Annotated in this window: 17 protein-coding genes; 7 read left to right on the forward strand and 10 right to left on the reverse strand. The window is 59.0% G+C overall.

Going from position 1 to position 17,037, the window contains the following annotated elements:
- Positions 1 to 43 precede the first annotated feature (43 nt).
- The gene (chrA, locus tag Q4481_RS00750; protein WP_438269958.1) at positions 44 to 1,384 is read right to left on the reverse strand and encodes a chromate efflux transporter; all 1,341 of its coding nucleotides are present in this window, start codon (positions 1,382 to 1,384) and stop codon (positions 44 to 46) included.
- Between the two features lie 249 nt (positions 1,385 to 1,633).
- On the opposite strand from chrA, the gene groES reads away from it, so the two are divergent.
- Both groES and groL read left to right on the forward strand, forming a co-directional pair.
- Complete coding sequence (gene groES / locus Q4481_RS00755; protein WP_304374290.1) at positions 1,634 to 1,930, forward strand: co-chaperone GroES; 297 nt, start codon at positions 1,634 to 1,636, stop codon at positions 1,928 to 1,930.
- Positions 1,931 to 1,995: 65 nt separating this feature from the next.
- Entirely contained in the window at positions 1,996 to 3,633 is a 1,638-nt protein-coding gene (gene groL / locus Q4481_RS00760) for a chaperonin GroEL (protein WP_304374291.1), read from the forward strand.
- 267 nt (positions 3,634 to 3,900) lie between these two features.
- Here groL and Q4481_RS00765 read toward each other — a convergent pair whose 3' ends face one another.
- Positions 3,901 to 4,086: a hypothetical protein gene (locus Q4481_RS00765; protein ID WP_304374293.1), complete on the reverse strand. Its 186-nt coding sequence runs from the start codon at positions 4,084 to 4,086 to the stop codon at positions 3,901 to 3,903.
- Positions 4,087 to 4,639: 553 nt separating this feature from the next.
- On the opposite strand from Q4481_RS00765, the gene Q4481_RS00770 reads away from it, so the two are divergent.
- The gene (locus Q4481_RS00770; protein WP_304374294.1) at positions 4,640 to 5,008 is read left to right on the forward strand and encodes a hypothetical protein; all 369 of its coding nucleotides are present in this window, start codon (positions 4,640 to 4,642) and stop codon (positions 5,006 to 5,008) included.
- A gap of 26 nt (positions 5,009 to 5,034) precedes the next feature.
- On the opposite strand, the gene Q4481_RS00775 is transcribed toward Q4481_RS00770, so the two are convergent.
- A complete protein-coding gene (locus tag Q4481_RS00775) occupies positions 5,035 to 5,739 on the reverse strand; it encodes a glutathione S-transferase family protein (protein WP_304374295.1) in 705 nt (234 codons plus the stop codon).
- Between the two features lie 214 nt (positions 5,740 to 5,953).
- On the opposite strand from Q4481_RS00775, the gene Q4481_RS00780 reads away from it, so the two are divergent.
- A complete protein-coding gene (locus tag Q4481_RS00780) occupies positions 5,954 to 6,379 on the forward strand; it encodes a DoxX family protein (protein ID WP_304374296.1) in 426 nt (141 codons plus the stop codon).
- A gap of 63 nt (positions 6,380 to 6,442) precedes the next feature.
- On the opposite strand, the gene Q4481_RS00785 is transcribed toward Q4481_RS00780, so the two are convergent.
- On the reverse strand, positions 6,443 to 7,282 hold the full coding sequence (locus Q4481_RS00785) for an NAD-dependent epimerase/dehydratase family protein (protein WP_304374297.1): 840 nt from the start codon (positions 7,280 to 7,282) through the stop codon (positions 6,443 to 6,445).
- Positions 7,283 to 7,448: 166 nt separating this feature from the next.
- Here Q4481_RS00785 and Q4481_RS00790 point away from each other — a divergent pair, with 166 nt between their 5' ends.
- Genes Q4481_RS00790 through Q4481_RS00800 form a run of 3 tightly spaced genes read left to right on the forward strand, consistent with a single transcriptional unit; the run spans position 7,449 to position 10,529 of the window.
- The gene (locus tag Q4481_RS00790; RefSeq protein ID WP_304374298.1) at positions 7,449 to 8,621 is read left to right on the forward strand and encodes an FkbM family methyltransferase; all 1,173 of its coding nucleotides are present in this window, start codon (positions 7,449 to 7,451) and stop codon (positions 8,619 to 8,621) included.
- Complete coding sequence (locus Q4481_RS00795; protein ID WP_304374300.1) at positions 8,618 to 9,700, forward strand: FkbM family methyltransferase; 1,083 nt, start codon at positions 8,618 to 8,620, stop codon at positions 9,698 to 9,700. The genes Q4481_RS00790 and Q4481_RS00795 overlap by 4 nt, the downstream gene beginning before the upstream one ends.
- 16 nt (positions 9,701 to 9,716) lie before the next feature.
- Complete coding sequence (locus Q4481_RS00800; RefSeq protein WP_304374302.1) at positions 9,717 to 10,529, forward strand: cephalosporin hydroxylase family protein; 813 nt, start codon at positions 9,717 to 9,719, stop codon at positions 10,527 to 10,529.
- Positions 10,530 to 10,776: 247 nt separating this feature from the next.
- Here Q4481_RS00800 and Q4481_RS00805 read toward each other — a convergent pair whose 3' ends face one another.
- The 6 genes from Q4481_RS00805 to rfbF all read right to left on the reverse strand — a co-directional run bounded on the left by Q4481_RS00805 (position 10,777) and on the right by rfbF (position 16,978).
- Positions 10,777 to 12,027: a glycosyltransferase gene (locus Q4481_RS00805; protein ID WP_304374303.1), complete on the reverse strand. Its 1,251-nt coding sequence runs from the start codon at positions 12,025 to 12,027 to the stop codon at positions 10,777 to 10,779.
- Positions 12,028 to 12,091: 64 nt separating this feature from the next.
- Positions 12,092 to 13,282, reverse strand: coding sequence for a glycosyltransferase (locus tag Q4481_RS00810; RefSeq protein ID WP_304374304.1), 1,191 nt, complete (start codon positions 13,280 to 13,282; stop codon positions 12,092 to 12,094).
- Positions 13,283 to 13,333: 51 nt separating this feature from the next.
- Complete coding sequence (locus Q4481_RS00815) at positions 13,334 to 14,578, reverse strand: class I SAM-dependent methyltransferase (RefSeq protein WP_304374306.1); 1,245 nt, start codon at positions 14,576 to 14,578, stop codon at positions 13,334 to 13,336.
- Positions 14,575 to 15,138 (reverse strand): dTDP-4-dehydrorhamnose 3,5-epimerase family protein, encoded by a 564-nt coding sequence (locus Q4481_RS00820; RefSeq protein WP_304374308.1) that lies wholly within the window; start codon positions 15,136 to 15,138, stop codon positions 14,575 to 14,577. Before Q4481_RS00820 ends, Q4481_RS00815 begins: the two co-directional genes overlap by 4 nt.
- Positions 15,135 to 16,211: a CDP-glucose 4,6-dehydratase gene (rfbG, locus tag Q4481_RS00825; RefSeq protein WP_304374310.1), complete on the reverse strand. Its 1,077-nt coding sequence runs from the start codon at positions 16,209 to 16,211 to the stop codon at positions 15,135 to 15,137. Before rfbG ends, Q4481_RS00820 begins: the two co-directional genes overlap by 4 nt.
- Entirely contained in the window at positions 16,208 to 16,978 is a 771-nt protein-coding gene (gene rfbF / locus Q4481_RS00830) for a glucose-1-phosphate cytidylyltransferase (RefSeq protein ID WP_304374311.1), read from the reverse strand. Before rfbF ends, rfbG begins: the two co-directional genes overlap by 4 nt.
- Between the last annotated feature and the right edge of the window lie 59 nt (positions 16,979 to 17,037).

Here is a 17,037-nt window from a genome sequence, read left to right on the forward strand (position 1 = left end):
TCGTCAAAGGGTGCCCTTTCCAATTCAAGGCGCGGCAATCGCTTCAAGCTGAAAAGTGCAGGATTGCGAGCCCGGCAGCCGCGCAGATGCCAAGCACCAATGGAATGCTCAAATGGAGCCGGAGGAGCAGGTAGCCTGCCACGACCGAAAGAACGAGAGCGTAGGGATCGAGACTGGACGCCAGCGGCAGATCCAGTCTCAAGGGCCCAAGGGCAACGGCCTGCATTTCTCGAAACAGCACATGCAGGGAAAACCAGATCGCCAGATTGAGGATGACACCGACAACCGCTGCGGATATGGCGGTCAGGGCACCGTTGAGCGCCGGCTTGTTGCGCAGCTTTTCGATATGAGGGGCGCCGAGAAAAATCCAGAGGAAGCAGGGGACGAAGGTCACCCATGTCGCAAGAAACGCACCGGCAAATCCGCCGCCGAGCGGATAGAGAAGGCCCGGATTGCGATAACCCGCCAAAAAACCGACGAAACTCAGCACCAGGACCAGCGGTCCTGGCGTGGTTTCCGCTAGCCCGAGCCCGTCCAGCATTTCTCCGGGGGCCAGCCAACCGAAATGGCCGACCGCCTGCTGGCCGACATAGGCAAGCACCGCATAGGCACCGCCAAAGGTAACCACTGCCATTTTTGAGAAGAAAGCGGTGATTTCCGCATAAGCCCCGCCTGGCGACAGGATAGCAATCACCAGGAAGGGCAGGAGCCAGAGCCCGCCCCAGATCGCGATGGTCTTCAAGGCTCCACTCAGGCTCGCCGGCGCTGGCGGCGCAAGATCGTCCGTGCTTGCCGATCCATGGCCGGTGGGGCCTGCAATAAGACCCGGCCGAGCGCGTGAGACGAATAAACCGATGAGCCCCGCCGTGAGGATCACAAGCGGGAAGGGCGTCGAAAACAGAAAGAGCGCGAGAAAGGCAGCCAACGCCAGAAAGCGTGCCAGCGTGCTCTTCAGCGATCGACGGCCGACCCGGAGCAAGGCTTCGACCACGATGACCAGAACGGCGGCCTTCAAGCCGTAGAAGATGCCAGCCAGAAGCGAGGTCTCGCCAAAGAGCGTATAAAGGGTCGACAGCAGCAGAATGACGAGAAAGCCGGGAAGAACGAAAAGCGTTCCGGCCACCACGCCGCCCCGCCAGCCATGCAGCAGCCAGCCGATATAGGTCGCAAGCTGCTGGGCTTCCGGGCCCGGCAAAAGCATGCAGAAATTGAGGGCATGAAGAAACCGGCTTTCCGAAACCCATTTGCGCTCATCGACCAGTTCTCGATGCATGAGCGCGATCTGACCGGCCGGCCCGCCGAAACTCAAGAGGCCGATCCGGGCCCAGACGCGGGTCGCTTCGGAAAGACTTGGGGCCGTTGCCGGTTGGGGACGTTCTTCCATCGTCATGATTGTTTATGCGCTCCACCGCACGGGACTGTCCGAACCATGTAACAGCCGAAGGATGGGTCTGCGCGTTCGCTGCAGTCTCGACCGATGTTCACCTTGTTGCAAAAATTTTCGACCGGTTATCCTTGACTCTGCCAGGAGGCGACCCTAAATCCACGGCGCTGGCACTCGCATGAGGGGAGTGCTAACAAACAATCCATCCGGGTCAAAACCTGGAATGTCATTTGATCGAGGAAACAGACAATGGCAAGCATCAATTTCCGTCCGCTTCATGACCGCGTCGTTGTTCGTCGCGTCGAATCCGAAGAAAAGACAAAGGGCGGCATCATCATTCCGGACACTGCCAAGGAAAAGCCGCAGGAAGGCGAAGTCGTCGCCGTCGGCACCGGTATCCGTGACGACAAGGGCAACGTGACTGCCCTCGATGTGAAGGCTGGCGATCGCGTTCTGTTCGGCAAGTGGTCCGGCACCGAAGTCAAGCTCAATGGTGAGGATTACCTGATCATGAAGGAATCCGACATCATGGGCATCATCGGCTGATTGGCCGCCCATTCTCACCACATCAACGAAATTCACCAATGGGCTGAAGCCCGGGAGTTTTTAAAATGGCAGCTAAAGAAATCAAGTTCGGCCGTACTGCGCGCGAAAAGATGCTGCGCGGCGTCGACATTCTCGCAGACGCAGTGAAGGTTACCCTCGGTCCGAAGGGCCGTAACGTCATCATCGACAAGTCCTTCGGCGCTCCGCGCATCACCAAGGACGGCGTGTCGGTCGCCAAGGAAATCGAACTCGAAGACAAGTTCGAAAACATGGGCGCCCAGATGGTGCGCGAAGTTGCTTCCAAGACCAACGACATTGCCGGTGACGGCACCACCACCGCGACCGTTCTGGCCCAGGCCATCGTTCGCGAAGGTGCAAAGGCTGTTGCTGCCGGCATGAACCCGATGGACCTCAAGCGCGGTATCGACCTCGCTGTTGCTGAAGTCGTCAAGGATCTCCAGGCCAAGGCCAAGAAGATCAACACCTCTGAAGAAGTCGCCCAGGTTGGTACGATTTCCGCAAACGGCGAAAAGCAGATCGGTCTCGATATTGCTGAAGCCATGCAGCGCGTCGGCAACGAAGGCGTCATCACTGTTGAAGAAGCCAAGACTGCCGAAACCGAACTCGAAGTCGTTGAAGGTATGCAGTTCGACCGCGGCTACCTGAGCCCCTACTTCGTCACCAACGCTGAAAAGATGGTGGCTGACCTCGAAGACGCTTTCGTGCTTCTGCACGAGAAGAAGCTCTCGAACCTCCAGGCCATGCTGCCGGTTCTCGAAGCTGTCGTTCAGACCGGCAAGCCGCTCGTCATCATCGCAGAAGATGTTGAAGGCGAAGCTCTTGCGACCCTCGTCGTCAACAAGCTGCGTGGTGGCCTCAAGATCGCTGCTGTCAAGGCTCCGGGCTTCGGCGACCGCCGCAAGGCCATGCTCGAAGACATCGCCATCCTGACCGGCGGTACCGTGATCTCCGAAGACATCGGCATCAAGCTCGAGTCGGTTACGCTCGACATGCTCGGCCGCGCCAAGAAGGTCTCGATCACAAAGGAAAACACCACGATCGTCGATGGTGCTGGCCAGAAGTCCGACATCGAAGGCCGTGTTGCCCAGATCAAGGCACAGATCGAAGAAACCACCTCTGATTACGACCGCGAAAAGCTGCAGGAACGTCTTGCCAAGCTCGCTGGTGGCGTTGCCGTGATCCGCGTCGGCGGTTCGACGGAAGTCGAAGTCAAGGAAAAGAAGGACCGCATCGACGACGCTCTGAACGCGACCCGCGCTGCTGTCCAGGAAGGCATCGTGCCGGGCGGCGGTACCGCTCTGCTGCGTTCGTCCACCAAGATCACTGTCAAGGGTGCGAACGACGACCAGGAAGCCGGCATCAACATCATCCGTCGCGCTCTGCAGGCTCCGTGCCGCCAGATCGCCGAAAATGCTGGTGATGAAGCCTCCATCGTTGTTGGCAAGATCCTCGACAAGGACAACGACAACTTCGGCTACAATGCCCAGACCGGCGAATATGGCGACATGATCGCCATGGGTATCGTCGACCCGGTCAAGGTTGTTCGTACCGCGCTGCAGGACGCAGCTTCGGTTGCCGGTCTGCTGGTCACCACTGAAGCCATGATCGCCGAGCTGCCGAAGAAGGATGCTCCGATGGCCGGCGGCATGCCGGGCGGCATGGGCGGCATGGACATGATGTAATCGGCGTCAGCCGATAACATCAAAGTCCATAAGACCGCCCATCGACTAAGATGCTTCAGGCCGTGACCGGCCTGAAGGTGCGGCATGGACATGATGTAATCGGCGTCAGCCGATAACATCAGGGTCCATAAGACCGCCCATCGACTAAGATGCTTCAGGCCGTAACCGGCCTGAAGGTGCGGCATGGACATGAAGTCATCGGCGTAAGCTGATTGGATTGAGAAAGGCGGCCTCCGGGCCGCCTTTTTTCGTGCCGCGAACTGGCAGTCAAGTTGCAGCTTTCGCCGCTGTGAGTTGTGCGGGTTCGAAAATAGCAATAAATGCAATAGCTTGTTTATCTGCCTGACCCGCATTTGCAACCATGGAGATTATCGCGTCGTATTTCATTTTCGCTATGCGTGAGGAAATGTTTTTTCTTCGAAAATAAAATGCAACCCTAAGAAGAATGTGCATTGCCTGATGCTTGGAGATTTAGCGTTTGAGCGGTGCGAAATCTTTACGCGGTGCAAGTTCCACAACAACGCCGTTGCATCTCGACGCCGCTAGTCTGTTGAGAAAAAATACTTATAAGGGTGTTCGAATGATATTCTTCTGCGCTGGTTGAAAACATCGCTGTTCGGAATGCTTTCGCCTTATGCTGGCAGCACACTTTTTCCTGTCCAGGTTTGATTAACAAATTATAAAAAAACTGAACAACAAACTATTGCTGTTGGTTGAAAACGCTTTATAAACAATGCGGTCAGAATCAAAGCGCTGCTTTTCTGTCGTCGTTCGCTACAGTATAGGTTTTATACGTTCCAGATTGGGGCACCCAAATGGAGTTGCGGAGAACGCGCTGAGATTGGGTGGAGGAATTCAGCTAGAGCGTTTGGCCGTCAGCTGCAAATCCGAATAGTTTATTTGTGATGCCAGATAGTCTTGAAGCGGGATAAAGAGAGTGTTCCTCATCTCCAAAGCAAAGGTGTCGTCGGCGGCCGCTATGCCTCATTTCGCGACGGACTCCGGCATGACGCCTGCTCTGGATCAGTTCTGCATCGTTGATCATTGGGTTGGCGATCTTTCGAACGGCGTTTTTCAGCTTGGCCATGTCAGCGAGAGATTGCACGGGCTGGTATCGGGTGCCGATTGTGGCCTGTTGACCCTGTTGCGCTGCTATGAGCCTGGGGATCGTGTCAGCATTCTTGAACTGCTGGAACACGCATCGTCCTCGCCGTCATCCTTCTGCTTTTCGACAAAGATCATCATGGGCCAGCAGAGCCGGCAACCAGTGCTCTGCGTTGGGGAATCCTCGAGCCATCTCGAAGATCATATAAACAGCATCAAGGGCGTTTTCATCTACCCGAGACTGCAACTGGATCCGCAGGGCGCCCACTAAAGACGCCCCGCTGTTCTCTGGTCAATTCAATCCCGCGCGGGGATATTCACAGCCTTCAGGCTTGCGGGACGATTGGCGGTCCGATCCAGATAGGCGGCGACCTTCGGATAGTTGGTGAAGCCCACAAGGTCCCCAGCCTCATAGAATCCAGTCAATGTCCGGAGCCACGGCCAGATCGCGATGTCGGCAATCGTGTATTGATCGCCCATGATGAAGTCACGGCCCTCGAGACGGCCTTCCAGAACCCCCAGCAGGCGCTTGGCTTCGCCGATATAGCGCTCACGCGGACGCGGATCCTCGATTTCCTTGCCGGCAAACTTCACGAAGAAACCCAGCTGGCCGAACATCGGACCGAGTCCGCCGATCTGAAAATGGACCCATTGCAGGGTCTCGTAGCGCTCCGCAGCACTTGCGGGCATGAGCTTGCCGGATTTCTCTGCCAGATATTGCAGGATAAGGCCGGATTCGAACAGGCCGATGGGTTTGCCGTCCGGCCCGTTCGGATCGAGGATCGCGGGGATCTTGTTGTTCGGGTTGAGCGATAGGAATTCAGGCGTCATCTGGTCGTTCTTGCCGAAATCGACAAGATGCGGCTCGTAGGCCAGACCGGCTTCCTCGAGTGCAGCAGAAACCTTGATCCCGTTCGGGGTGGGGAGTGAATAGAGCTGGATAATATCGGGGTTTTTCGCCGGCCAGCGACCGGTTACGGCGAATGCAGAGAGATCAGCCATCGGAAATTGTCCTTGGAACAGCGCAGAGCGGGTTTGCCTGAGCCACAGTCAGATAGGGAGGTAACTGACGAATGGCAAGTGATCCGCTCTCTGTTCGCGACGGAAGATCGTTCACTCAATGTTGACAATATGTGTTCTTGGGCTGGTCTATGATGGACGGATAAAACATGGTTATTGGTCTCATCGCAAACACGACAAACCCATGGAGCTTCCAATGGCCAACAACATCGTCATTCTCATCGGACGCATTCTTCTTTCGTTCGTCTTCATCATGTCCGGCTTTGGCAAGCTGACCGATCCCGGCATGACTGCTGGCATGATCACCGGCGCTGGCCTTCCGGCCGCGACTGCTCTTGCCTATCTGGCTGGCATCTTCGAACTCGTGGCTGGCCTCGCCGTCCTCGTTGGCTTCCAGACCCGCATCGCCGCTTATCTCCTCGCTGCCTTCTGCGTGTTCACCGGCCTCGTGTTCCATGGTGGCGCCATCGAAATGCCGGGCTTCCCGGCTGAAGCCAACGGCATGCTGACCATGTTCAACGGTCTCATGATGATGAAGAACCTGATGATCGCTGGTGGTTTCCTTGTACTGGCCGCAAACGGTGCAGGTTCGATCTCCATCGACGGTCGCCGTTCGGCCTGATCGCCCGATATTATCCAGGTCAAATCGAGCCCGCCGGTCCTGCCGGCGGGCTTTTCTATTCGTTCACGTTGAGGCGAGGTTGGAAATGCCGACCACGGCCATCGGATCGCGCGGATGCGCCGGTTGCGAGCCGAACGCCAGCAGATCCCGGCGGCCATAGCGATCGGCAATTGTCTCGGCAACCTCCCGAAGAGTGACACCCTGACCGGAGCAGATATTGACCGGTCCCTCCTGACCATTTTCCACAAGGCTGGCGATCATCCGGCCTGCCTCTCTGACATCAAGGAAGTCGCGCAACTTGTCTCCAGAGCTTAGTTGCATCGGCTCTCCGCTCGAGAGCTTTCGATGCAATGTTGGGAAAAGCCGGGTCGGATGCTCACCTTCGCCAAAAAGATAGAACAATCGCGCCCAGGCAAACGATGTTGCGGTCGCCTTGAACCGGATTTCCAACTGCTCGTAGAGCCCCAGTTTTGCTGTCGAATAGAGAGTGACGGGCCCGAGCGGCGCCTCGACTGTAATCCGTTCGTTGGGCAGACGATATTCGAAACAGGTGCCGACGCCGATGAAGCGGGCCACCCCGTTCCGGCGGGCTGCTTCTGCCAGCCTCAGGCTACCAACCAGGCAATCGATATTGTCGAGACTGTCGAGATAGCGTCCCGGCACCACCGACCAGGCGGCATGGATCACGGTATCGATGCCGGCGAGCGCCTCCAGCCACCATGCGGTGCTTTCGGCGAACAGATCGTCCGTTTCGATGATGCGAACCTGATCGTCGGATATGCCGATATCGGTAAACCGGCCGGGACGCAGCACGAGCGTCAACCGATGGCCCCGTGCTTGCACAGAGCGTGCAATCTGCCGGCCGACAAAGCCGGATGCGCCGGTGATCAGTACCTGTTTCATGGATGTGAGACCCGGTTGCTCCGCCATTTGTCCGAACAGAAGTGTTCGAATGATGGCGACAATAGCCACGGGCAAGCGTGCGGGGAATATGGATGGAGGGATATCTTGGGGGATTCGGCTTATAATGCCTGAATACGCGACATTGCAGGCGTCCAGATTGGAGCGGGTGACGGATAAAGCTGTTGCCGGCCCGATGGATGTTGCCGCTGCGCGCGCTCTTTTAGCCGAAATCTCTGCCGGCGAGCCGAATATCCCAGCAACGGATGCCAACCTGCCGATCGCACTCTATGGTGCGGGAAATCTCGGCCGGATGGCTCGCGGTGTCCTGACATCCGAAGGGATCGAAATCGGTTTTGCGGTAGATCGCAATGCGGCGGCCCTGGAGGCAGATCCTGTCTGGAGCGGGATCAGGCTCTTTCATCCCGACGAGGTGCCGGCAGCGCTTAAGGCATCGCATCATCTCTTGGTGACGGTGGCAACCGCGCCTTATCGGCCGATCGAACGGGACCTCGAGGCGAGAGGGTTTCTCCATGTCTCGCCCTTCTACGATTATTTCGAACGCAATCGTCGTCGCCATCCGCTCGCGAACGGCTGGTTCGCAGAACCCTTCAGCGCCGAGGATTGTGCAGAGATCGATCGCGCACTTACAACCCTTGCCGATGACCGCTCACGCGCCAATCTGCTGCAGTTCATCGCCTGGCGCCGCCAGCGGGTGGAATGGACATTCGAGGCTGGCCCCGTGACCGGCAGCGACCGGTTCTTCATTCCGGAACTTCTCGCGGCTCTGCCCGATCATCCCCGTTATCTCGATTGCGGCGCCCACCATGGCGATACGATTGCCGCTTTCGATCAGACCATGCAGGGCCGCTGGGAGGAGATCGTCGCCATCGAACCCGATCCGGACAATCTGGTGCATCTGCACGCGCGACTTCAGACGCTCGCTGGGCGGGATCGAATTAAGGTTCACCCGCTGGCACTCGGCTCGAAGGCGGGCCGCGAGCGCTTCTTTTCGGGCGCGGGCTACGCCTCGCAGATCTCAGAGCATGGAGCGATCTGGACCGATGTTGTTCCGCTGGATTCGCTTGCTCTTGCCCCCAATTTCGTCAAGCTGCACCTTGAAGGCCACGAACTCGAAGCCCTCAAGGGCAGTGTCGAGACGTTGACGCGCCATCGGCCGGTCATCGCTGCGACCGTCTATCACAATGCTGACGGGCTCTGGCGGACAGCGCATTGGCTGACGCAACATCTTGCGGATTATCGATTGTTGTTCCGGCTGCACAGCTGGTGCGGCACCGGCGCCGTCCTTTATGCCATCCCGGCAGAAAGGTGGTCGGCATGATCCCAAGCTGGGAAGAAATCGGCTCCTGGTCGCAGCAATGTCTCGCGAAGGTTCCAGCGGATGTGCTTGCCGGCAAGGTGCCGGCAGCACTCTATGGCATGGGTTTCCTGGGACGCTGGGCTCTGCCGCAGCTCAAGATGCTGGGCATCGAGATCGAGAGCTGCTTCGATGGCAACAAGGCGCTCGATGGTACGCATCTCGATGGGACGCCGGTCTATTCATCCGATCATCTGGCGGAGCAAAGACCGGCTTTCACCTTCATCGCCGCACGTCACGCCGTTCCGGCTGTGGCCGCCATGCTCGCGGGGCTTGGCCTTCCGTCGGTATCCTGTGATGCCTTCTGGGCGGCCCGGCAAATGGCCGCCTTCGAAACCCTGCATCACGACGGGCTTTCAGACGATCGTTCGCAGCGTGTCTTGCGCGCTGTCCTCGCCACCATGCTGACCGGTGACCGCCGCTATCTGCAGGAAGCGTTCGATCGCGACCAGTATTTCTGCCTGCCGCCCTTCCTTGGCGTTGAGCCGGAAATCTATGTCGATGCCGGTGCCTATGTCGGCGACAGTCTCGAACGCTTCATCTGGGCCCATTACGGTATCTTCCGCAAGGCGATCGCCTTTGAGCCGGGCCCGAAACAGCGCGAAGCACTCGCCCTGCGCGTCAACCGGTTGAAGGCGGAATGGGCGCTCGACGACGACCGTATCGTAATCGTGCCGGCGGCTCTCGGCGCGCGTTCGGGCGTTGCCCGGGCCGAAAGCCAGAGCGGCCACATGACGAGCCTGGCGCTCGATGGCGAGGGATCGACCGAAATCCGGATCGAAAGCCTCGACGCCTATCTGGCCGGTGCGCGCGCGAGTTTCATCAAGGCCGATGTCGAAGGCATGGAAATGGATCTGCTCGAAGGAGCGAAATCCACCATCGCGACCTATCGACCGCGCCTTGCCATCTGCGTCTATCATTATCCGACCGACATACCCACCATCAGCCACTATCTCAAATCACTCGTGCCGGACTACCGTTTCGCCCTGCGTCACCATTCGCCGCAGCTCATGGAAACGGTGCTCTATGCCTGGGTCGATTGAACAAAGGAGACTTGCCTTGGATCCCGTCGAACATTTCCGCAATCTCGTCGCAGACAATATCCGCAAGATCGGCGAGGATCGCGATTTTATCGGCCTCAGCAACATCTGGGTGCGGGAATCGATCCGCAAGGGCTATGCGCAGAATTTCACCTGGCTCGGCCGCCCGGTCATTCAGGTGCCGCAGGATCTCTATGCGATCCAGGAACTCATCTGGACCTGCCGGCCGGATCTGATCATCGAGACCGGCATCGCCCATGGCGGCTCGCTCGTAACTTCGGCCTCGATGCTGGCACTGCTCGACTATTGCGATGCCGTCCAGTCCGGTTCGGTTCTTGATCCGAAAGCCTCGCGCCGCAAAGTCGTCGGCGTTGATATCGATATCCGCGCCCATAACCGCTCCGCCATCGATGCCCATCCGATGCGCCACAAGATCGAACTGATCCAGGGCTCGTCCGTTTCCGATGAGGTCATGGAGCAGATCGCAAAACATGCGGAAGGTTATGATCGCATCATGGTCTTCCTCGATTCCAACCATACGCACGAGCATGTGCTGCACGAGCTGGAACTCTATGCTCCCTATGTAACGAAGGGTTCCTATTGCGTAGTCTGGGATACCGGCGTCGAGGACCTGCCCGATGAGATGTGCAACGACCGCCCCTGGGGCAAGGGTGACAATCCCAAGACGGCAGTGTGGGAATATCTCAAGCGGCTCGAAAGCGAAGGACGAACCGCCCGCGACGGCGAAAAGCTCGATCTCAAGATCGACCATGTCATCGAACACAAGATCACCATCACCGCTTCGCCGGATGGTTTCCTGAAGCGCGTCTAAGCGGGCGCTACAAACTGAGGCTGGATTGGTTTGGCAGGGGAACACTGTTCGCTCGCTCTTCTCCCCAGCGGGGAGAAGATGTCCGAAGGACAGATGAGGGGGTATCCCTCGTCTCCGGCATTTCTCCCAAATCCCCCTCATCCGGCGCTGTCGCGCCACCTTTTCCCCGTTGGGGAGAAGTGCTACCACGCTTCAGCCATCTCCGCTTCGAGGCGGACAACTTTGTTGCCGAGCGTTTTGGCCGGGTTCAGCGCAACCCGGCGGCCCGCCGTTCGGCCCGGATCGCATCGAGCGGACGCTCGTCAACCTTGAGTTCGAGATTGATCTCGAGTGTAGGCAGCGGAACCATGATGCCGGCGGCGAGACGGTAAAAATCGCCTGCCGTGCGGGTCCAGCGCGACCGTTCCATCAGATAGAGATTGGGCTCGAGATAGCCGGTGAAGGGCTCCTGGGGTGCCGCCTTGCGGAATTCCGGCTTGAAATGCTTGAGATAGCGCCCGCCCTTCCAATAGGTGAAGGCTTCGCGATAGGCGCTCTCGAACAGGGCAAACTGATGCTCATCCTGCGACTGGTTGCATTGGTGGGCGCAGGCTTCGGCGAAATTGGCCTCGAAGCCCGAAAAATCGTGCCCGTAGGTCCGCGAGAACCAGTGATGCACCATACCGATGCAGGCGGTAACGCCATGGCGGGAGCGGAACGGGAAGTCAGAGTAGCAATCCCAGTCATCCATCGAGATTGCATGGTCTTTATGGAAGTCCGCCTGGGTCTTGTCGGCCTTGTCGCGGTTGCCAAGTGCGGCTGACTGGCTGAGCGGACACACACCGAGAACGGACAGCGGCCGCCGGCAAAAGACGAAATTCTCGCCATTCATGATGATCTTCATCACGCTGTCATAGTCGACGATCGGATGTTCGAACTGGCGGCCATAAAGGGTGCGGATCTTGTCGAACAGGCGGCGGGAAACCGCACCGTGATAGATCGAGAAACCGCTGACCACCACCTGGCGGGCCGATTGCCATTTGAAGGCCCGTTCGCGCAGGACGGATTTCGGAACGCGGTGAATCTCCGTCTGTAACAGAACCGGCTGCGAGACCGCCCGGCGTTCCTCGTCCGGCCAGAAGTAATTGAGCTTGGACCAGTCGATGGCATCGACGCTCGGATCGGCGGCCTCGATGCGCGCGAACAGACCGGCGGCTTCGGGATCCATGAAATCGTCGTCGCCGATGAAGGTGATCCAGCGTCCGCTCGTCCGGGCCGCCGAGACTTCCCAGTTCTCCATCATCGGCCGGATATGTTCGCCGGTCGGAATATATTTGACACGCGGATCGGCGAGATAAGGCTCGATGAATTCGTTCATCACCGATGGATCATCGGAATTGTCGGTGAAAATGAATTCGACATCGGGGCGGTGGGAGGCGACCAGGGCCTTGATCGTCTGCTGGAAATAGACCTGGCGATTGCGCGAGGGAACACAGATCGAAAGCGTAGGCGTCATCATCAATGGAGCTCCGTTTCGCAGAGCCTAGCCACCGGTCCTTTCGTGAGGCTTTCTGCGCCGCATATCAGCCGTCGGTGAAGTCGAGTTCGGACATGGCGGGCAGGATCTGGCGGATGATCGACAGGAAGTCTGCCGGTGTCGCAGCACCGCCGATGGCCTGATTTACCCTCAGGACATGCCCGTGCAGGCCACCGGGCGCGATCGTGCCATGCTCTTCCTGGTAGCTCGGTGAAAATCCGGCAAGGAAGCGTCCGCCTTCCCATCGCGACAGACCATCCCGGCAAAGCGCCAGCATCTCGTCGAAGGATTGCCTGTTCTCCCGCAACCGGCATTCGTTGGCGAGGCAGCGCAGGAAGTTCTCCTGCCAGCCATCGATCTCGATGCCGTAGTGGTGCTTGAACCAGAATTGCGCGGCCATGATGTTGGCTGCATTGCTGGCGCTGCCGCCGAAGGGAAAGCCGGCCGCGCGAACCTCCTGTTCATAACGATCGCCATTCTCGGCGCGATAGGCGGCAATCACGTCGCGGGACCGGTCCGGATCGTTGGCGGCTGCCGAATTGCTGGCGTTCGAGACACCAAGGATCGAAAGCGGGCGCTCGACATAGACCAGCGACGCGCCGAGATGGATCAGCTTGTGGGAGAAGTCGTAGTCCACCACCGGATGCTCGAACAGGTTTTCGCCATAACGCGCCCTGATGCGATCGATGACGCGCCTGGAGGCTGCCGAATGGTAGATGCCGAAAGGGCAGGCCGGCAGGAGCGTTGCACCTGCCCAGCGGAAAAGGCTGTTGAACATGCGCTCGACCGGCATCGGCCGGACGCGGTTGACGAGCGTGACCGGGCCGCTGCGCTCCACCGTTCGCGCCTCGGGCCACTCAAAAGCCGAACGGTTCCAGCCGATCGCCTCCACGCCAGGATACTGGGTTTCGATCCGTTCGATCAGCGCGCAGAGATTGAGGTCGAGAAAGTCGTCATCGCCGATGACACTGATCCAGTCGCCGGTCGCACGGGCAACCGTCCGCTCCCAGTTCTCCTTCATCGACAGAACCCGGTCGAGGGAGGGGAGATAGACGATGCGCGGATCGAAAATCGCACCGACAAAGCTGTTCATCACCGACGGGTCGTCGGAATTGTCGGCAAAGACGAATTCCACATTGCTGCGGTCGGAGGCAATCAGATCAAGGATGGTCTGCTGGAAGCAGGGCTGTCGATTGCGCGAAGGTACGCAAACCGAAAGCCGTGGTCGGTCAGCCATTGTCAGCCAATCTGTGCTCGGGGGTTTTCGCCACCGGCTCCACCTTCTTGATCAGGCTTTCCCGGGCGCCGCCTGTTCCTTCAGCGTCGGTACCGCTGTCACGAACTTCCCACCCCAATCGCTGATATAGGAAAGCTGATGGATGATCTCGGTCTGTATATTCCATGGCAGGATAACCACCCTATCCGGTTTGTCGGCCCGAAGCCTTGTTTCATCGACGATGGGAATGCGGCTGCCCGGCAGGAAGAAGCCCTGCTTGGCGGGATTCTTGTCCACAACGAATGCGATCAGGTCGCGCTTGATCCCCGCGAAATTCAAAAGCGTGTTGCCCTTGGCCGCCGCCCCATAGGCGGCCACCTTGAGACCCTGGCGACGGCAATCGATCAGGTAGGTCAAAAACGCATCCCGCACCCGCGCTGCTGATTCCTGAAAGCCCGCATGAAACGATTGCTCGCCAATGCCGGCTTCCTGCTCCATCGCGAGCATTCTGCCGACGGATGCTTGCATCGGCCTTGTTTGAGCCGAAGTGCGGCAGGCAAAGACCCTGAGGCTGCCGCCATGCCAAGGGGTGGTTTCGACATCGAACACCGTCAGCCCATTGGCTCGGAAAATGCGATCGACGGCCGTCAGCGAGAGATAGGAATAATGTTCGTGATAGGCCGTATCGAACTGGCTCTCCCGCACCATGTTGATGAGGTGGGGGAATTCGAAAGTGGCAACGCCTTCCGGCTTGAGCAGGATCGCAAAGCCGGAAACGAAATCGTTGATGTCGGGCACATGGGCGAGCACATTGTTGGCCGCCGTCAGATCGGCGGCATGACCCTCGGCGACGAGCTTGGACGCCAGTTGGGTGCCGAAGAAATCCTCAACGATCGGAATGCCCTTGTCGCGCGCGGCCCGCGCCGTGCTCGCCGTGGGTTCAACGCCCAGGCAGGGAATGCCAGCTGCTTTCACATATTGCAGAAGGTAACCGTCGTTGGCAGCCACTTCGACCACCTTCGAACTGGCATCAAGACCAAATCGCGCCCGCATATCGGCAACGTAGCGTTCGGCATGGTTGAGCCAGGACGAGGAGAAGGAGCTGAAATAGGCGTAGCTTTCCGAAAAGAACGTCTCGCGTGAGGCGAAATCTTCGGTCTGGGTAAGAAGGCAGGCCTGGCAGGTGCGGATGACGAGCGGATACCAGAGCTCGGGGCCGGCCAGCGCCTCCTCGGCCAGATAGGAGTTCGAAGGTGGCGCGGTGCCGAGATCCAGAAACGGCCAGAACGCCGTACCGCCACAATGCCGGCATTTCATAGGACCACTCCGGGAAAATCGAATTCGAGAGGAGCGTGGCTGCGATCGCGGTCGGATAGCGCCTCGATCGCGATGGGCCAGGCAATGGCAAGCGCCGGATCGAGCGGATGAAGGCCGCCTTCTGCTTCCGGACGGTAGGGCGCCGAATGGGCGTATATCATCCGCACATCGTCCACGCGTGTCTGGAAGCCGTGCGCGAACCCTTCCGGGATCAGAAGCGAAAGCGCATTGTCATCGCTGAGCTCGACCGAAAAATGCTTGAGAAAGGTGGGCGATCCGGCTCGGATATCGACGACCACGTCCTCAACCCGTCCGGCCAGACAGGTCACCAGCTTCGCTTCGGCAAAGGGCGGGTGCTGGTAGTGCATGCCGCGAACCGTACCGGCCCGTTTTGTCACCGTTTCGTTGATCTGGAACACGCCGCCGCGCCAGCCGAGATCGCTCATGTCCTCGGCATCGAACAGGCGCGAAAGATAGCCCCGCTCATCGCCGAAGCGTTTGCGGCGCAAAAGCTTCAGTCCCTCCATCGGTTCCTGCACAATTTCGAAACGACCGCTCATGCCGGAACTCCCGGAGGATTGGCGAGCGAGCGGTAGGCCCGGATGTCATCGAGGCAGAGGCTTCTTGCATCTGCTCCCGCCTGCCAGCGGCTATACCAGGTCCAGGTCCGTGCCAGCGTTTCGACAAGCGTAAACTGCGGCCGGATGCCGAGATCCATGTGCGCGCGGTGACTGTCGAGCATAAGATAACCCGCCTCGTGCGGACCTTCCTGCCCGTCGCCCCAGCGGATTTCGGTATCGCCGAAGTGCCGTGCGGAGAGTTCGAGCACGGTTCGGACGGTTGCGGCATTCTCCGGATCGGGGCCGAAATTGTAGGCAGGGGCCAGGTCTGGATTTGCCCACAAGGCCTCGGCGAGTGCCATGTAACCATGCAGCGGTTCGAGCACATGCTGCCAGGGCCGGATCGCTTCCGGTCGCCTGATGTCGAGTGGCTGGCCGGATGTAAAGGCCCGCACCGCATCCGGTATCAGCCGATCGGCTGCCCAATCGCCGCCGCCGATGACATTGCCGGCGCGCGCGGTGGCAACGCCGATGCCCTTTGCCGCAAAGAAGGATCGCCGATAGCTGGCCGTTACGATATCGGCCGCAGCCTTTGAGGCAGAATAGGGATCATGACCGCCGAGCGGATCGGTTTCGACGAACGGCTTGCCGGTCTCTTCGTTTTCATAGACCTTGTCGGTGGTGATCACGACGATCGAACGGACCGCAGCAACTTCCCTCAGCGCATCGAGGAGATGGACAGTGCCTTGCACATTGGTTTCGAATGTCTCGACAGGCAACCGATAGCCGGCCCGCACGAGCGGCTGGGCGGCAAAGTGGAAGACGATCTCCGGCTGCACCGCTTTGATACGGGCCACTACGGCGTCGCGATCACGGATTTCGACAATGTCCGGCCCGTCAGATCGACCGGAATGAAGGAGCCGATAGAGGCTGGGCTCGGTATCCGGTGCCAGCGCCAGACCGTGCACCTCGGCGCCGGCCTCTTCGAGCCGCAGCGAAAGCCACGAGCCCTTGAAGCCGGTATGACCGGTCAACAGAACACGTTTTCCCTGCCAGAAGCCCACCGCGCTCACCACACTTTCCAGGGCGGATTGCCGGAATTCCAGAGATTTTCGAGCTGGATCTTGTCGCGCAGCGTATCCATCGGCTGCCAGAAACCTTCGTGGAACCAGGCCTTGAGTTCGCCATCGGCAGCCAGACTGGAAAGCGGTTCGGCCTCGAAGCTGGTAGCGTCGCCATCGATCCGATCGATGATGTCGGGCGAAAGAACGAAGAAGCCGCCATTGATGAAGCCGCCTTCACCTTCCGGCTTCTCGACAAAGCCGGTGACGTCATCGCCTTCGAAGCGCAGGGCGCCGAAGCGGGCAGGGGGGCGCACGGCGGTAACGGTCGCCTTGCGGCCATGCGCCTTGTGGAAGGCGATGGTGGCGGAAATGTCGGTATTTGACAGACCGTCGCCATAGGTGAAGCAGAAATGTTCCTCACCCTGCAGATAGGGGGCAACGCGCTTCAACCGGCCGCCGGTCATCGAGTTTTCGCCGGTATCGACCAGCGTCACCCGCCAGCTTTCGGCATTCTGTCGGTGGAATTCCAGCCGGTTGGCGGCGAGATCGAAGGTGATATCCGACATATGCAGGCCGTAATTGGCGAAATATTCCTTGATCATATAGCCCTTGAAGCCGCAGCAGATCACGAAATCCCGGATGCCATGGGCATAATAGATTTTCATGATGTGCCAGAGGATCGGCCGGCCGCCGATCTCGACCATCGGTTTGGGTCGGGTTTGCGTTTCTTCGGCGAGTCGCGAACCGAGCCCGCCTGCCAGAATGACCGCTTTCATCCGTTACCCCACCTGTCGAATCGCCCGTCGCATCCGGGCGCCACCTCCGATGATTTTGG

The sequence above is a fragment of the Fluviirhizobium alvei genome (assembly GCF_030551875.1).
Lineage (GTDB): Bacteria > Pseudomonadota > Alphaproteobacteria > Rhizobiales > Rhizobiaceae > Rhizobium_E > Rhizobium_E alvei.

Coding starts and splice junctions, on each gene's coding strand:
- chrA (WP_438269958.1), bottom strand. CDS start 1,384: ATGGAAGAACGTCCCCAACCGGCAACGGCCCCAAGTCTTTCCGAAGCG.
- groES (WP_304374290.1), top strand. CDS start 1,634: ATGGCAAGCATCAATTTCCGTCCGCTTCATGACCGCGTCGTTGTTCGT.
- groL (WP_304374291.1), top strand. CDS start 1,996: ATGGCAGCTAAAGAAATCAAGTTCGGCCGTACTGCGCGCGAAAAGATG.
- Q4481_RS00765 (WP_304374293.1), bottom strand. CDS start 4,086: ATGCACATTCTTCTTAGGGTTGCATTTTATTTTCGAAGAAAAAACATT.
- Q4481_RS00770 (WP_304374294.1), top strand. CDS start 4,640: ATGACGCCTGCTCTGGATCAGTTCTGCATCGTTGATCATTGGGTTGGC.
- Q4481_RS00775 (WP_304374295.1), bottom strand. CDS start 5,739: ATGGCTGATCTCTCTGCATTCGCCGTAACCGGTCGCTGGCCGGCGAAA.
- Q4481_RS00780 (WP_304374296.1), top strand. CDS start 5,954: ATGGCCAACAACATCGTCATTCTCATCGGACGCATTCTTCTTTCGTTC.
- Q4481_RS00785 (WP_304374297.1), bottom strand. CDS start 7,282: ATGAAACAGGTACTGATCACCGGCGCATCCGGCTTTGTCGGCCGGCAG.
- Q4481_RS00795 (WP_304374300.1), top strand. CDS start 8,618: ATGATCCCAAGCTGGGAAGAAATCGGCTCCTGGTCGCAGCAATGTCTC.
- Q4481_RS00805 (WP_304374303.1), bottom strand. CDS start 12,027: ATGATGACGCCTACGCTTTCGATCTGTGTTCCCTCGCGCAATCGCCAG.
- Q4481_RS00810 (WP_304374304.1), bottom strand. CDS start 13,282: ATGGCTGACCGACCACGGCTTTCGGTTTGCGTACCTTCGCGCAATCGA.
- Q4481_RS00815 (WP_304374306.1), bottom strand. CDS start 14,578: ATGAAATGCCGGCATTGTGGCGGTACGGCGTTCTGGCCGTTTCTGGAT.
- Q4481_RS00820 (WP_304374308.1), bottom strand. CDS start 15,138: ATGAGCGGTCGTTTCGAAATTGTGCAGGAACCGATGGAGGGACTGAAG.
- rfbF (WP_304374311.1), bottom strand. CDS start 16,978: ATGAAAGCGGTCATTCTGGCAGGCGGGCTCGGTTCGCGACTCGCCGAA.